Source organism: Cognatundibacterium crateris, assembly GCF_010078235.1.
In the GTDB taxonomy this organism is placed as follows: Bacteria; Pseudomonadota; Gammaproteobacteria; order Burkholderiales; family Burkholderiaceae_D; genus Undibacterium; species Undibacterium crateris.
Genome location: NZ_JAABOS010000003.1, coordinates 477,667 through 493,288 on the forward strand (window position 1 = coordinate 477,667; position 15,622 = coordinate 493,288).

Below are 15,622 nucleotides of genomic sequence, written 5' to 3' on the forward strand. Positions count from 1 at the left end.
AATTCGTAAATTCCTGCTGAGAAAATAGTCTGGACTCTCGGAAACAACTTTCTGTTCCAATAGGGCCATTTGCGGATCCACGTAGCTCGCAAGCCACGTGCGAACGATGACTTTGCTAACTGCCTTATGCGCCGTTCTCTCCTTGGCGATTAATTGCCGACGTAGTCTGAAAGCAACATCAATAACATGGCGGGGATTTGACACAAGAGCGTCTGGTGACGATAGATCACTTCAGTTAACCATTACCTGCTCCCCAACTTTAATGGGAAATCAATCAAGAACATTGTGCCAATTTCTTCTCCGTCACCCGTGAGTCAAAATCAATTTGGTACTGATCAAGTAAATCGCGTTTGCTAATCAGATCCAATTGCGTAGCAAGAAACTGACGTTTCTTCTTGTTAATAAATGGCTGAAAAATTCTTTTTGGCATCGGCCCATAGCAACATAGCGCAGCCAGCCCTGCAGCGATCCAACAAAAAAAATTGAGGTAATGACTGTATGGCGCCTGGATTGGATAGAATTTATCAAAAACGTATGGCAGCCCGCAAAGAATGACTGCCAGTGCGCCGAAGAGTAAGGCAAGCCGAATATCCCAACGTCGCTGAATTTCAGCAGTTTTTTGGACGAGATTATTGACTAGATTGTGTTCGTCCAACTGGCGTTGCTTTTCGATTTCGATAGCCGCTGCCTTTGCAGCCCTGGCTTCTTTTTCTGCGATTTCAATCTGATTAGTTTTATCGGCAATTTCGCTATCATGAAGCAGTTTTCTAGCTTGGGCGTCAAACTCAGACTGTGCTAAATTCGCTTTGTACATCAACATCTCATTCTCAGCCTCTGACAAATTTCTTTTAAGTTCTGACTCCACACCGCTCATTGTTTGCTTTAGCTCTTGTATTTCTTTGTCCTTTTCTGCAGAAACGAGATTTGCCGCATGCTCTCCCGCAGCTATTCGAATCTCCTCAATAAGGCTAGGGATACTTTCAACAGTGACCAAGTGTGGGTCGCCCAGGTTCTTTCTAACTAATATTTCAGCCCCACGAGGAGTCCGTGACCAAATATCGAAGGATCGTGATAATTCAGGATCATCGTTTGACATGAGCTGAGCCACACGACTACGAACTTGAAGATCGGACTGTGGAATACTCGTGCAATTTGCCAACAGTCGATGATATGGCAAACTCGAAGTGGTTATGCTACCGAGCATCAACAGCAAGATCGCAGCTAGTGATTGATCGGTAATGGCGGCCGGCATTTCTGACTGATCGTATACGTTTTGACCTATCAAGAAATTTTCCGAAAGATTGGATAATCGAGAATTTCTTGTAATGAAAATATACCTTGTCAACGACAAGTCTCGCCTAATTGTCCGATTATTTTGTCTCAACCTGACAATGCTCGCGATGGACGAAGCGTCTCTTCGGCGCGCTTCGTCATGTGCGTATTCGCCAATTTGATTTGATAGTTGATCCTCTAAATCCTTAGAAATAAATGCGAGGGACCCTGTACTAGATGGAGCAGGCTGAATTTGAATTCCGAGGTTTTTAACTTCGGCGTAAATATTGTCTAAAGTTGCCGCAATACGCCGCACAAAATGTGCGTTGCTAATCATCCTAATTCCAATCGCACCATACGAGCACCTATTTTCATATGCACTCAAGGCAGCCTTAATATTGTTCCCGGCTTCTTCTAGGCTATGTGTGAAAATTGCGATTCTGGCCTTTGCATTGATAAGCTGATCCAGTAAATCTTTCGCATATACATGGCGCTCAGGTGTGTCTAAATCCAGCAAGTCCATCAAAAGGGGGGTGTCAAGAAAAAACCAAGTATTTCCAAGTGACTGAGCAGCTTTGGGATTACAAAAATTAAGTACTGCTTCTACAACTATTGCACCATTTGCTACACGTTGAACCAGTTCGTAGAGTTCAGTCGATTCATTTTTTAGATTCAAAATATATGCGGAAAATATAGTGTTTAGCCACTGAGTTTTTCGCGCATCCAATGACTTTAGAGAAGTGTCACCTGTTGTCGGTGTCAGTGAGAGCGTGCTGCTCGCGCCATCAGACTTCAATTTAAGCCCTTTGGGATCTGGCATCGGGAAGCTTTGCAGCCGCACTACAAATGCTGCGTCAATCTCGTCGTTTGAGAGAGTCAAACCGCCATGTCTTTGAAGTTCACTGCAAGTGAATGATCTAAAGGCCTCAAACAGTTGCGTAATCGTAGTCTCTTCGATTGATGGACTATCTTTGATGTCAGAAGCAACTTTGTATAAAACGTTGTTGTAAGTCCTAGATATTTCTACTAAATAACCAAGTTCAACAAATTTTGGTGTGACTTCGGAAATGGCGTATGGGTGAATTTTCGATCCGTAAAGACTTGAAAAGCAATTACTTACAACTGTGGGTTCGAAAATCCTGCCGGCTTGGGACTTAAAGATAGGGGCAAATAGTGGCAAGAGGCCCTTAATAATACCAACGCTGTCAGTACTCTTTTGGTTCCCCATTAAAAATGCGAACGTAACTCGTGCTTTAAAGTCCTCATCCTGCATGTCCATAATCATTGGCAGACCTTCCCTGTTTTTCTTAATATTTGAATTCTATTAGCCAGCAGCCTTGGATATACCAGCACCTGCAAAGACTGCAACATTCTGTTCATCAAGAGCCTTGACAATGCTCTTGATGAACGCTTCAATTTCACGGCCAAACTCCATACATTCTCCTCAAGAGAACGTTGGAAAATATAATTTTTGACAAAATTACACGCTTTTGCCAAGAATATCACTAGTAGTAATAATTGTAACAAAATAATTAAATGTATGAGCAGTACCATAGTTCGATTTTGATCTGCCCAATTTCCAGCATCCGTCCCCACTCTTTCACCACCCCTGCACCTGACTAAAACTCAACTCAAATTTACTCAGGTATTTGCGTAAGCGGTCGGCGTCGTTCGGGGTTTTTTTGTCTTTGCGGCTGTGCTCATATAAGGCGCGGCCGGCGTCGGACAGGCTGGCGGATTGTTTGCAGATCTGGATTACATAGGCCAATTGGACGCGGTCGAAGGGGTCGATCTGGGTTTGCAGCGCGATCCAGTCCGGGTGGCTGAGGGTTGACTGCGTAGCCAGCGCGCTTTGCTCAGATCCTTGATTGCGCAAGCTCAGGCGCTGTACTTCGGCCTGTACCAGTGGCTGATCGATGCGGCCGGAATCGGCCAGAGTGGCCATGCGTAGTAAGCTGCCGGACAGGTCGCGGAAATTTCCGGCCCATTGCGTGCTGCCCGCCATCGCGTATTGCAGGTAAATTTTTTTGCATCGGAATTGAAGCGCACTTTTTTACCTAGCTGGCCGGCGATGCGTTCCAGTTCAAATTCCAGATTGGGTTCTATATCTTCGCGCCTGTCCTTCAGGCCGGGCAGGGTGTACAGCCAGGTATTGATACGCGCGAATAAATCCTCACGAAAACGCCCATCCCTGACATCCTGGCTCAGGTCTCTGTGCGTACCGGCGATAAGCTGAAACTGGCTGGAGATTTCTTTGTCGCTGCCCATGGGGAAGAAGCGTTTTTCTTCTATCGCTTTCAGCAGCATGGCTTGCTCATCTAAGCCCAGCTCACCTATCTCATCTAAAAACAGTAAGCCGTTTTCTGCTGCTTTCAGATAACCGGCGCGCGCTTGTAAGGCGCCGGTAAATGCGCCCTTGGTATGGCCGAACAAGGCAGACATGGCGCCTTCACCGCGCAAGGTGGCGCAGTTGACGTCGATAAAATCGCCTTGTAACTGATGTTTGGCGCGTTTTAATTCGTAAATGCGTCGCGCCAGAAAAGACTTGCCGGTTCCTGTCGGGCCGGTCAGCAGTATGGGTGAGGAAGAGCGCAGCGCGACTTGTTCGATCTCGGCGATCGTGGCATTGAAGGCGGCGTTTTGGGTTGCGATGCCGAATTTGAGAAAGGACAGGTCTTCTTCCCGTTCGGCTTCAAAGCGGCTGGCTAACTGGTTGTATTGCGAGAGGTCCAGATCGACGATGGCGAATGCGTTGCTGTCATCGCGCTGCGGATTGCGTGGTGGCGATGTCTGCAGCAGCTTCGCAGGGAAGTAGCGTGTTTCGGTCAACAGGAACAGACAAATCTGCGCAACGTGGGTGCCGGTGGTGATGTGCACCAGATAGTTATTCTGTTCGGTATTGAACTGATAGCGACGCGCAAAATCATGCAGTGCTGAATACACCTCAACGAAATCCCAGGGGTCACGCATGCGCAGCAGCACCGGTTCGACCACAGTCTCCGGTGAGATGCGTTTGATATCTGCGGTAATCAGCCTGAGTAAAGCGTCATGCGCGCCGATGTGGAACAGGACCAGCCGGTGTACCAACATATCCTCTTGCTGGCACAGCGCTATCGTCGGACGCCAGCGGCTCCAACGCTGCGCGCTGAAACCGGCATCCAGTGTTGTGCCCAGAAAGCTGAAAATCACATTATCCATTTTTATAAATACGTATCTGAAAATATATGGAATTGATTTTCCTATAGTGATCTATTTTTTGCAAAGTATTTTGTTTTTAAAAAAATTCCTTATAAATCAAGTGTTTGTAAATTTTTTAGGAAAACTGTGCAGAGCTGGCACGCTTATCGCAATACAGTCAGGGTCTTCAGTGACATGGATTGCAACAGGTAAGGGTTCCAAAGCCCTTCCGGTGCTTCCGCCTCCACCACGGTTTTCCGTCAGGTGTATCGGCAGGAAGTATGCCGCAGCTATGTAATGAAGACAGTTTGCGATGTTCTGGTGAATTTATCCGGGTTCGATTCCCGGCGTCGCTGCAAATGGACTGCTCATTTGGTAGAGCCACTGACTAATACTCAGTTCTTAGTGGGTTCGATTCCCACTCCACTTACCTTAACCGGGTATGCATGTAGCACAAGTAGTAAAGGGTGGGAGGCGCGTAAGCTGAACAGGTATAACGCTTCCTCATTGTAGTTGACCGGAATTTGTCATCACCGATCTGACCAGGGATGCTTCAGTCTTGTTTGTGTGTCGCATTGAAAGCAAGCGTCAACAGTCAGGCACGATACCTTCCTGCTCGATTGTGCTGAGACACATTGTCGTCCTCTGCAAACCACCCTTCCCCCTTGGTTCAATAACAGAAGAGAAAAAAGAGAGAATCATGAAAATTAAAGTACAAAAAAATGAACGCGCTATTTTGTTGAAAGATAAGGAATTCGAGGAAATTCTGGGCCCGGGCGAACATGTGCGCCGTAGTTTGTTTGCGACTTATACCTGTCAGGTTTTCGATATGGGCAAGGTAGAATTCGACGGCCCGTTTGCCGAGTATTTACGCTTGCACGAAGCTGCTGTGACAGATGAGAATTTTTACGTCGCCGATGTCGGTGATGAAGAAGTGGTTTTGCGTTACGAAAACGCGAGTCTGGTTGAAATTTTAGCGCCGGGTAGCCGTAAATTATTCTGGAAATGGGGTGCAGCGCAAAGCTTTGAGCGTGTGAGCATACGTGAGCATTATCAGGTTCCGGAAAAATTGTTAACTTACCTGGCACAGCCTGCGCTGCGCGGAAAAGCGGTGGCTGGCCTACAGAATATCTTACCGGCTCAAGTACCGGAATCCTTTGTTGGTTTGTTGCGTGTCGATGGTAAGTTAGTGGCGCAGCTCACACCTGGTAAATCCGCTTACTGGCGTTTTAATCGCGATATACAGCTGGAACTGGTCGATACCCGCTTGCAGGTGCTGGAAGTCTCAGGTCAGGAAATTTTGACCCGCGATAAAGTGAATTTGCGTATTAACCTGAATGCGCACTGGCAGTACGATGATGTCAGCCTGGCTTACGCGCGCCTGGCAAAACCTGCTGAGCATATCTATCGCGAATTGCAGTTTGCGCTGCGCGCGGCAGTTGGAACCCGCAGCCTGGATGAGTTGTTGGAAGATAAGCAGGTCATCGATCGCGTGGTTGATCAGCATGTGCAGGAAAAGCTGGCTGGCTTTGGCTTGCGTGTCGCTGGCATCGGTGTGAAAGATATCGTGTTGCCAGGTGAGATGAAGGTATTGCTGGCACAGGTAGTCGAAGCTGAAAAAGCCGCTCAGGCCAATGTGATACGCCGGCGCGAAGAAACTAATGCGACCCGCTCTATGTTGAATACCGCACGTGTGATGGAAAGTAATCCGATTGCGCTGCGCTTGAAAGAATTGGAGACTTTGGAAAAAGTCGCAGAACGTATCGATAAGATCTCCGTCTTTGGTGGCTTGGATCAGGTCTTAAACGGACTCATCAAGATCAAAGCCTGAGCGATGCCTAAAGGAGGGGACGATGCCCCGCCTTCCAAAAAATAAGAACAGAAAGAAAAAGAAAATGACGAATAAAAATTACCAGTTACTGGAAATAGACAATGCTGCGCCGATCAAAATGTGGACCGAAGGGGTACCGGTCGAGGCCGATGCGAGAGCGCAATTGATCAACACTGCGCGTATGCCTTTCATCTATAAGCATCTGGCTGTGATGCCCGATGTGCACCTCGGAAAAGGCTCGACCATAGGCAGCGTGATACCTACTCATAAAGCGATTATTCCTGCTGCCGTCGGGGTTGATATCGGTTGCGGCATGATCGCTTGCAAAACCACATTGAGCGCCAAAGATTTGCCCGACAATCTGGCACCTTTGCGTGCTGCGATAGAACAGGCTGTGCCACACGGTCGCACCTCTACCCGTAGTGGTCGGGATAAGGGGGCCTGGGGTGACCGTCCGCCTGCATTGGTGGATGAGGCCTGGAAGTCATTGCAAGGCGTGTTTAATGAAATCACCGCTGACTACCCGCAGTTAATAAAGACCAATCAGCATAAGCATTTGGGTACGCTGGGAACCGGCAATCATTTCATAGAAATTTGTCTCGATGAACAGGATACGGTCTGGATCATGCTGCACTCGGGTTCGCGTGGTGTCGGGAATGCGATTGGTACGCTGTTCATCGAGTTAGCGAAAAAAGATATGCATCAGCATTTGTGCAATATCCCGGATCAGGATCTGGCGTATTTCGAAGAAGGTAGCAAATACTTTGGAGATTATGTGAAAGCCGTAGGATGGGGCCAGAAATTCGCCAAGACCAATCGCGAAATCATGATGCAGCATGTGATAGATGCGATGCGTAAAATCATTTCCAAGCCATTTCAAACTCATCTGGAAGCCGTAAATTGTCATCATAATTATGTGCAGAAAGAGCAGCATTTTGGCGAGGAGGTGTATATCACCCGTAAAGGTGCGGTATCCGCGAAAAAGGGTGAGTTGGGCATTATTCCGGGATCGATGGGCGCCAGAAGTTTTATCGTGCGTGGTTTGGGAAATGAAGACAGCTTCAGCTCTTGCAGTCATGGTGCGGGACGCACCATGAGCCGGACCAAGGCTAAAAAGCTGTTTTCTCTTGAGGATCAGATACTTGCGACGCAGGGCGTGGAATGTCGTAAGGATGCGGACGTGATTGATGAAATCCCGATGGCCTACAAGGACATCGATGCGGTCATGCATGCGCAAAAAGATCTGGTTGAAATTGTGTATACCTTAAAGCAGGTGGTGTGTGTTAAAGGCTGAAAATTCTAAGAATAAAGCGGCGTCTGTGTTAGACATAGATGCTTCACAAGGAGAAGGGGGCGGGCAGATATTACGCACCGCGCTCTCCTTGTCTATCCTGACCCAAACGCCGGTTCGGCTAACTAAAATCCGGGCGAAACGCAGTAAGCCGGGTTTAATGCGCCAGCATTTGAGCTGTGTGCGTGCGGCTACTGAAATTTCAGCTGCCATCGTTACCGGCGATGAAATCGGCAGTGATAGCCTGAGCTTTGCACCAGGGCCGGTGCGCGCGGGTGAGTATGCTTACGCGATTGGCACCGCCGGTAGCTGTGCCCTGGTATTGCAAACGGTGTTGTGGCCGCTGTTGTTTGCCGATGCGGAGAGTCAGGTGAGGATAGAGGGCGGCACCCATGTGGATATGGCGCCATCCTTTGAATTTTTGAAATACAGCTTTTTCCCTGCACTCGCGAAAATGGGTGTGGATACCGGGCTCAGTCTGGGTAAGCATGGATTCTATCCGGGTGGCGGAGGAAAACTGCAGGCGCAAATCCGACCGTGGCGGCAGCGCAATGCACTCGATTTGCAAACGCGCGGAGAATTTGTCGGACAACAGGCACTGTGTCTGACCGCCAATCTGGATCCTGCTGTCACTGCGAAACAACTCAGCGAAGTTGAACGTCATTTGCAGTGGCCGCAAGAAAGTTTACAGCATCAGGGCTTACGTAATTCACATGGCATCGGTAATGCTTTGATGCTGAGCGTGCAGAGTAGTGCGCATACCGAGGTCGTGACCGCATATGGGCTAAAAACCAGATCGAGTGAATATGTGGCACAGCTCGCCTGCGATGAGATCAGGCGTTATCTGGCGAGCGATGCCGTCGTTGGTGAACATTTGGCGGATCAGTTATTGCTGCCGCTGGCCTTGGTGGGCGGCACATTCACCACTAACCTCATCAGCGAACACTTTACAACTAACGCCGCATTGATAGAAAAATTTTTGCCCGTGAAATTCTGTATTGAGCAAAGAGATGCCCACTGTTTTACGGTAAGCTGCATATTGCCGTAAGCATCGCCAGCCTGGCATCAGCCACAGGCGGTCAAATTAATGAGAAAGAAGAATGGATATGAACAGGATACCTGAGACAGTGCGCGAAGAGATAGTGCGCCGTATCCGTCGGGCAGAGGATGAACACGGTGTACGCGTATTGCTTGCCGTTGAATCGGGGAGCCGCGCCTGGGGCTTCGAGTCGCCCAACAGCGACTTCGATGCACGCTTTATCTACGTCAATGCGCGCGACTGGTATTTGTCAGTGGGTCTGGAAGAACAACGCGATGTGATTGAATATCCTATCGTTGATGAGATCGATCTGAACGGCTGGGATGTACGCAAAGCCTTACGGCTGTTTCGGAAATCAAATCCCGCATTCGTTGAATGGATACAGTCGCCTGTCATCTACGCAGAAAATACGTGCTTTGCGCAAGACGTGCGTCAGCTGCTGCCGGAAATCTATTCGTGCCAGAATGGGATATACCATTACAGAAGCATGGCGAAAACAAATTACCGGACGTACCTAAAGGCGGATCTGGTGCCGCTGAAAAAATATTTCTACGTTTTACGCCCTTTGCTGACCGTGCGCTGGCTGGAACGTTACGGCAGCGCCGCACCGATAGAGTTTAGCAAATTGCTGCATTTGATCGAGGATGAGCCAGGCTTAGTCGCCGACATTCATGCGCTGCTTGAACAAAAGCGTGCAGCGCCGGAATTAGGCCTGTCGTCACCGGTGTTGAGTATTAACGCATTTGTTGAACGCGAGTTAGAGCGGCTGGAAGCGAGTGTGCCCGCTACAGCGCAACGTGAACATATCACGAGCAAACTGAATGCCGTTTTTCATCGCAGCTTGCAGCAGGCCTGGGCTTGATGGAGTAAATTAAGGTGGTGATTACACCTTGCTGTCTATCTTCTGCTTTTTTCGCTGCGTGTGGATTTGATCCTGGATGGCACAGAAGGCCAGGCATTTTTTTTTGATTATGTCAGGCAGTTTTTTGTTTGCGCGACTGTACTTTGATTCCTTGTCGTTTGTGCTGGCTGCAAGCTGAGTAGATAATTTGAGTGTATAAAAATTAGTGGCAGGCGACACGCTTGTTTGGGTTTTTGTTTTGACGCATCGCACTTCGGCATGATGCGATAAACCAGGGAAAAAATCATGCAATTAAGCAGAATTGAAACCGACTCCATGGGCAGTATCGCTGTCCCTGCCGACTGTTACTGGGGCGCGCAGACTGAGCGCTCTGTCCATCATTTTCCTATTGGCGTTGCGCGTTTTCGCTGGCAGCGTCCGGTCATCCGTGCACTCGGCATACTTAAGCGCGCAGCCGCGGAAGCGAATGTGGAACTGGGTGAATTAGATCCACAACTGGGTGCATGGATCATACAAGCCGCTGATGAAGTCATCGCCGGAACGCTGGACCGGCACTTTCCTTTAGTGGTGTTCCAGACCGGTTCGGGCACACAATCGAATATGAATGCGAATGAGGTGATCTCCAATCGCGCCATCGAATTAGCGGGCGGTGTGATGGGCAGTAAGCTGCCGGTGCATCCGAATGATCATGTCAATCGTGGACAATCTTCTAACGACACTTTTCCGACTGCCATGCATATCGCCGTGGTGTCTGAATTGTTTGTGCATCTGTTCCCCGCCGTGACGCAATTGCGAAATACGCTGGCGCAAAAAGCGCAGGATTACCATGATGTGGTGAAGACCGGACGCACCCATTTACAGGATGCGACGCCGATCACTTTAGGGCAGGAAATTGGTGCCTGGGTAGCACAAATCGATTTTGGTCTGGCAGCGGTGCATGCTGCTTTGCCCGGCTTATACGATCTGGCAATCGGTGGTACGGCTGTCGGCACCGGCTTAAATGCGCATCCACAATTTGGTGATCTGGCTGCGAGCCGGATTGCGCAATTGACGGGGCAGCCATTTCGCTCTGCATCCAATAAGTTCTTTGCCTTGTCTGCGCATGACGCTATGGTGCAGGTATCGGCAGCACTCAGAACGCTGGCTGGTGGCCTGATGAAAATGGCGAATGATGTACGCTGGCTGGCGAGCGGGCCGCGCTGTGGTATTGGTGAGTTGCGCATACCGGAAACGGAACCTGGCTCTTCTATCATGCCGGGTAAAGTCAATCCTACACAGTGCGAAGCATTGACCATGGTTTGTGTACAGGTGTTTGGTAATGATGCTGCTGTCGCGTTTGCGGGTACGCAAGGGAATTTTCAGCTCAATGTGTATAAGCCGGTGATGCTGCACAATGTGATGGAAAGTATCGCCTTACTGGCAGATTCCTGCACTGCATTTGATCAGTTCTGTGCCAGCGGGATAGCGCCCGATCTGGATCGTATTCAAAGTAATCTGGAACGCAATCTGATGTTAGTGACGGCTTTGAATCGTCATATCGGTTATGACAAGGCCGCTGCCATCGCTAAAAAAGCGCAGCATGAAGGCAGCAGCCTGCGCGAGGCGGCACTGGCGCTTGGGTATGTCAGCCCTGCGCAATTTGATGCATGGGTACAAGCGCTGGAAATGACCAGCAATCAGTGAATGCTTGCGCAGCCTTGCTTGTTCATTAGCTGGCTTGCAGAGCCTTGATGTCAAGCGCAATCGCAGTGCTAAGCTGGCGTATCGCATCGGATACGCTGGCGGCCAACGCGGCGTATTGAGGCGATGCCACCGGCACAGTAATCAGCTGATGCTGGCGCCTGAGCGCTTTTCTGTCCTTATCCAGTATGACCCAGCTGATATCGAGTTCAGCTGATTTTCCCGGGCTGAGCAGCAAACGCTGTACCTCTATTCTTAGCCGCAAACGCGGCAAACTGGCTTGCTCGGCAGGTTCAGTGGTGACCCAGGCTGAAGCTAAGCTGGCACGCAGATTTCCAGCCAGCGCAAGAGCTATCTGTTCCTCCAAGGGCGCCAGCCAGCGCTGATGTTCGAGCATGCTGAGCTCACCACCTTCATGTTGAATCACGAATTGTGGCCGGTTGATCGCATCCGGAATTTTGACACTTTCCAGCAGGATTTCATAAGCCGGTGCCGTGGCCTGACCGGCCAGGCTGGTTTGTCGCTCATAGTCCAGACTGTAAAAACGTTCTGTGGCAGGGCTCGCGCAGCCGCTCAGCGTCGCTATGACTGGCAGGCTGAGCAGGCAGATACACAGCCAGCGCTTACTTGTTTTCATTTTTAGGTTTTTCCTTACCATAGATGAGTGCTTCGGGATGGCGCTCCAGCATATCAGCCAGATTTGCTAAGGCACGCGCTGACTTAGCCACTTGCTTTAATGATTCCCGCATATCTTGCTGTAAAGGCGCACCTTCGGCCAGCACAGCATTGGCATGATTGAGCGTAGTACGGGCATCTTTCAACGTCGCGGTGAGTTCTGGTGTCACATCGCTGTCGATACGGCGTGTGAGTTTCTCCGTGTTTTCCAGTGTCTTATTCAGAGTCGCGATGGCTGTCAGTAAATCGGCAGACATTTTATCGAGAGGCAGCCGGTCGACTTTCTTGGCAATGCGGCCTACCGTATCCTGAATTTCACCCAGCCCACCGCCTATCGTCGGCAGCACCGGGACTTCGCTATTCCAGTTTATTTTTGCAGCTGGCGCATCAGGGAAAAAATCCAGCGCGATATACAATTGGCCGGTCAGCAGATTACCGGTGCGCTGCTGGGCCCGTAAACCGGAGGCGGTCAGGCTGTTCAGCAAGGCCTTTTCTTTGGCTATTGTTTCGTCATCCGGTGCATTGGCACCTGAGCGCAAACGCGTGCGCAGGCGATCCGGATAAATGCTGACCTCGACCGGAAAGCGCGGGATCTTCCCATCACTACCGAAATCAACACCGATTGATTTTACTTCCCCGATTACGATGCCACGCATGTCTACTGGCGCGCCTTTGCTAAGACCACGCAAAGACTCCTGGAAATACATCACAAAGCTGCGTACCCGGGTATCGGGCGCGCGCAGGGCTTCTTCGCGGTTATCAAACAGGGAGTACACACTGCCTTCAAACGCGGGTTTTTCATCTGGAATGGCATCATCCCGATTTTGAAATGCCAGGCCACCTTCGATCACCGAGGTCAGCGATTCGGTCGATAATTTGACGCCATTCGCATCCAGCGTCATCTCCATGCCGCTGGCATGCCAGAAGCGTGTATCCGCATTCACATACTGGTCATAAGGCGCATTGATAAACACCCTGAGTGTGACCCCTTTGCCATCCGGGTCCAGACTGAACTTCGTTACGTGACCTGCATTAATGTGGCGGAACAGGATAGGCGAGCCGTAGTTAATTGAACCTATTTGCTTACCGCGTAACACGAACTCTTTGCCGACTGAATCGCGTGTCACCAGCGGTGGACTTTCCAAACCATCGAAATCATCTTTCATATCAGGCGAGGTACCCGCATCAACGCTGATGTAAGCGCCTGACAGCAGGGTACTCAGGCCTGATACTGAACCACCTGAAATGCGTGGGCGCACCACAAAAAACCGGGTGTCGCTGGATAATAAATCGGCAGCGCTCTTAATCAGTTGTGCCGTGACGATGACCCTTTTCCTGTCTTGCGACAGGCTCAGTGCTTTGATTTGTCCAATATCCACATCCTTAAAGCGCAATTTGGTTTTGCCAACTTCCAGGCCTTCCGCCGATTTGAAACTGATGGTGATGACTGGACCGCGGCTGGTGATATTGTGTATCAGCAGCCATATGCCTATCAGTGCAGCGATCAGTGGAATGATCCACACCACAGTAGGATATTTCCGCCGTGGCCGCACCACCAGCGCAGGAGCCTCAGTGACAGTGTTTGTTGCCTGCGTATCGACAGGTGTAGGTTCATTCATGATGGGTCTCAATCGTATCCCAGATTAAACGTGAATCAAAATGCTGTGCTGACAGCATAGTCAGTACCACCACAGCAGCAAAAGCGAAAGCACCACCACCCGGATACACTGAAGCCAGGCTTTGGAACTGTACCAGTGCCACCAGCACCATCACCACATAGATATCCAGCATGGACCAGCGGCCTACTGCTTCCACCACACGGAATAGCCGGGTGCGTGGCAAAGGCAGCCAGCGTGAACGACGCCAGCTGCTGATCAGTAACAGCGTTAGCGAAAATAATTTCAGCAGCGGTACCATAATGCTGGCGAAAAAAACCAGCAGGGCCAGCGGCCATGATCCAGTCGACAGCAGTACCACCACGCCGCTTAGTATGGTGTCATCCTCGGCGCCGAAGATGGTTTCGGTATGCATGACGGGCAGCAGGTTAGCTGGTATGTACAGGATGTAGGCAGCGATCAGATAAGCGGCTGCTTTACTCAGTGAATGTGGATCTCGCAAATGTAAATGGGCGCCGCAACGTTCGCAATGTGCTCCAGCCTGCACCTGGCAAAAGGCTTCGCACACCGGACAGCTCAGATAACCCGCCTGCGCACCGCTGCTACCCTTGATAGGGGATTGCTGTTTGCTGTCAGCCATGCTGGCTCCCGCGCTGTGCCCATAGCCATAAATTACGCGGTGTCAGCATGCTGCTCATGATGGCGCTGCAGACGATCAGACCAGCGCAAGACCAAAACGCAGGTCCGATAATGATCTCTGCTAAATCCTGGAGTTTGACCAGAGAAACGAGCAAGCCCAGCATGAACACTTCTATCATGCTCCAGGGCCGGATTTTCTGCAAAATCAGTATCGGTGCCGCCAGTTTGTGTGCTGATATACGGCCGCGCATGGCAAGCACCGTCACATAGATTTCCAGCGCAATCTGTAATGCCGGGATCAACAGGGTGGTCAGCATCACCAGTAAGGACAAGATGTGCATCTCCTTATCCCACATGGCTAAAGCGGCTCCGAGCAAGGTTGCTTCCCTGCTGGTCTGCTGCAAGTTCATGGCGATTAAAGGAAACAGATTCATGATGCCAAACAGGAGGGCCGCAGTCAGTGTCAATGCCAGCGTCTGCTCGGGTGTGGCACCTGAATGTTTCATCAGTTTCGCCTCACAGCGCGGGCAGTAGGCAGATTCACCGGGTGCAAGTACAACGACTGCAGAAATCAGATCACATTCGTGACATACAAGCAGTTTGGTTGATGTGGGCATGGATAAACAGAATCCCTGAAAAAAGTGTAGCGCCAGACATGGCGAAAAAACACTATACCCGTAAATGATGAATTCTTTAAGACTAAGTGTTAAATGGTGTTTTCCGAATGTATTTTTGGAGCTGATCGAGGCCACATTTTCCCGCGCTATGACCGCCAGGCATACCAATCGCGCTTTCAGGTTCTGCGCTACACTGACTCTTTTTTACAGCAATATGATTATGCAAAGCAGCGCCAAAAAATATGAGTGGGTGTTATTCGATGCCGATGAGACCTTGTTTCACTTTGATGCTTACCGTGGCTTGCAGACGATGTTTGCGCAATTCGGTGTCGCATTTGCCGAAGCGGATTACGCAGCTTATCAAGTCGTGAATAAGGGCTTATGGCAGCGTTATCAGGAACATCAAATCAGTGCCAGCGATGTGCAGCAATTGCGTTTCACCAGCTGGGCAGAGCGCTTGTCTGTCACGCCTGCCACATTGAACCAGTCTTTCCTGCACGCGATGGCGGAGATCAGCACTCCCATCGATGGTGTCCCTGAATTACTGCAAACCCTGCATGGCAATACGAAGATGGGCATTATCACCAACGGCTTCACGCAATTGCAGCGCATACGTCTGGAACGTACCGGCTTACAGCCGTACTTTGAAGTGCTGGTGGTATCGGAAGAAGTCGGCGTGGCTAAGCCTGGCTCGCTGATTTTTGATCATGCATTGGAGCAGATGGGGCATCCCGCACGTTCGGCGGTACTGATGGTCGGCGACACGCTGGAATCCGATATTCTTGGCGGCATACAAGCCGGGTTGGATACCTGCTGGCTGAATCCTGCCCAAAAAGCTGGCACACCCGGTATTGCGCCTACCTTTGAAGTGACTAATCACCATATGCTCAAAACGCTGTTGACTGCGTAACTGTGACCGCAAG

At 50.1% G+C, this 15,622-nt stretch carries 11 protein-coding genes, 1 tRNA gene and 1 pseudogene; 7 read left to right on the top strand and 6 right to left on the bottom strand.

The genetic code is table 11. The features are described from left to right. Nucleotides 1-274: 274 nt before the first annotated feature. Both EYB48_RS08125 and rtcR read right to left on the bottom strand, forming a co-directional pair. Entirely contained in the window at nt 275-2,545 is a 2,271-nt protein-coding gene (locus tag EYB48_RS08125) for a hypothetical protein (protein ID WP_162019821.1), read from the bottom strand. A 327-nt stretch (nt 2,546-2,872) separates the two neighbouring features. Further along, nucleotides 2,873-4,470 (bottom strand): annotated as a pseudogene (rtcR, locus tag EYB48_RS08130) (RNA repair transcriptional activator RtcR). A gap of 336 nt (nt 4,471-4,806) precedes the next feature. On the opposite strand from rtcR, the gene EYB48_RS08135 reads away from it, so the two are divergent. The 6 genes from EYB48_RS08135 (at nt 4,807) to fumC (ending at nt 11,155) form a co-directional block, all read left to right on the top strand. Beyond that, nucleotides 4,807-4,875: transfer RNA gene (locus EYB48_RS08135), tRNA-Ile, on the top strand. Nucleotides 4,876-5,149: 274 nt separating this feature from the next. Further along, the gene (locus EYB48_RS08140) at nt 5,150-6,280 is read left to right on the top strand and encodes a slipin family protein (RefSeq protein ID WP_162019822.1); all 1,131 of its coding nucleotides are present in this window, start codon (nt 5,150-5,152) and stop codon (nt 6,278-6,280) included. Nucleotides 6,281-6,344: 64 nt separating this feature from the next. Beyond that, nucleotides 6,345-7,574, top strand: a complete 1,230-nt coding sequence (locus EYB48_RS08145; protein WP_162019823.1) for an RtcB family protein — start codon at nt 6,345-6,347, stop codon at nt 7,572-7,574. A gap of 25 nt (nt 7,575-7,599) precedes the next feature. Further along, entirely contained in the window at nt 7,600-8,619 is a 1,020-nt protein-coding gene (rtcA, locus tag EYB48_RS08150; protein ID WP_162019824.1) for an RNA 3'-terminal phosphate cyclase, read from the top strand. A gap of 58 nt (nt 8,620-8,677) precedes the next feature. Then, nucleotides 8,678-9,472, top strand: a complete 795-nt coding sequence (locus tag EYB48_RS08155; protein WP_162019825.1) for a nucleotidyltransferase domain-containing protein — start codon at nt 8,678-8,680, stop codon at nt 9,470-9,472. Nucleotides 9,473-9,757: 285 nt separating this feature from the next. Continuing rightward, nucleotides 9,758-11,155, top strand: coding sequence for a class II fumarate hydratase (gene fumC / locus EYB48_RS08160; protein ID WP_162019826.1), 1,398 nt, complete (start codon nt 9,758-9,760; stop codon nt 11,153-11,155). Nucleotides 11,156-11,180: 25 nt separating this feature from the next. On the opposite strand, the gene EYB48_RS08165 is transcribed toward fumC, so the two are convergent. From EYB48_RS08165 to EYB48_RS08180, 4 genes are read right to left on the bottom strand one after another with little or no spacing between them, the layout of a single operon-like run. Next, nucleotides 11,181-11,789: a PqiC family protein gene (locus tag EYB48_RS08165; protein ID WP_162019827.1), complete on the bottom strand. Its 609-nt coding sequence runs from the start codon at nt 11,787-11,789 to the stop codon at nt 11,181-11,183. Next, a complete protein-coding gene (locus EYB48_RS08170) occupies nt 11,776-13,446 on the bottom strand; it encodes a PqiB family protein (RefSeq protein WP_162019828.1) in 1,671 nt (556 codons plus the stop codon). Before EYB48_RS08170 ends, EYB48_RS08165 begins: the two co-directional genes overlap by 14 nt. Beyond that, nucleotides 13,439-14,056 carry a paraquat-inducible protein A gene (locus tag EYB48_RS08175; RefSeq protein ID WP_408058272.1) on the bottom strand — a complete coding sequence of 206 codons (618 nt, stop codon included), beginning with the start codon at nt 14,054-14,056 and terminating at the stop codon, nt 13,439-13,441. Before EYB48_RS08175 ends, EYB48_RS08170 begins: the two co-directional genes overlap by 8 nt. A 19-nt stretch (nt 14,057-14,075) precedes the next feature. After that, on the bottom strand, nt 14,076-14,588 hold the full coding sequence (locus EYB48_RS08180) for a paraquat-inducible protein A (protein ID WP_162019830.1): 513 nt from the start codon (nt 14,586-14,588) through the stop codon (nt 14,076-14,078). Between the two features lie 331 nt (nt 14,589-14,919). On the opposite strand from EYB48_RS08180, the gene yjjG reads away from it, so the two are divergent. After that, the gene (yjjG, locus tag EYB48_RS08185) at nt 14,920-15,609 is read left to right on the top strand and encodes a pyrimidine 5'-nucleotidase (RefSeq protein ID WP_162019831.1); all 690 of its coding nucleotides are present in this window, start codon (nt 14,920-14,922) and stop codon (nt 15,607-15,609) included. The last annotated feature ends 13 nt before the right edge of the window (nt 15,610-15,622 follow it).

Coding starts and splice junctions, on each gene's coding strand:
- EYB48_RS08125 (WP_162019821.1), bottom strand. CDS start 2,545: ATGCAGGATGAGGACTTTAAAGCACGAGTTACGTTCGCATTTTTAATG.
- EYB48_RS08140 (WP_162019822.1), top strand. CDS start 5,150: ATGAAAATTAAAGTACAAAAAAATGAACGCGCTATTTTGTTGAAAGAT.
- EYB48_RS08145 (WP_162019823.1), top strand. CDS start 6,345: ATGACGAATAAAAATTACCAGTTACTGGAAATAGACAATGCTGCGCCG.
- EYB48_RS08155 (WP_162019825.1), top strand. CDS start 8,678: ATGAACAGGATACCTGAGACAGTGCGCGAAGAGATAGTGCGCCGTATC.
- fumC (WP_162019826.1), top strand. CDS start 9,758: ATGCAATTAAGCAGAATTGAAACCGACTCCATGGGCAGTATCGCTGTC.
- EYB48_RS08165 (WP_162019827.1), bottom strand. CDS start 11,789: ATGAAAACAAGTAAGCGCTGGCTGTGTATCTGCCTGCTCAGCCTGCCA.
- EYB48_RS08170 (WP_162019828.1), bottom strand. CDS start 13,446: ATGAATGAACCTACACCTGTCGATACGCAGGCAACAAACACTGTCACT.
- EYB48_RS08180 (WP_162019830.1), bottom strand. CDS start 14,588: ATGAAACATTCAGGTGCCACACCCGAGCAGACGCTGGCATTGACACTG.
- yjjG (WP_162019831.1), top strand. CDS start 14,920: ATGCAAAGCAGCGCCAAAAAATATGAGTGGGTGTTATTCGATGCCGAT.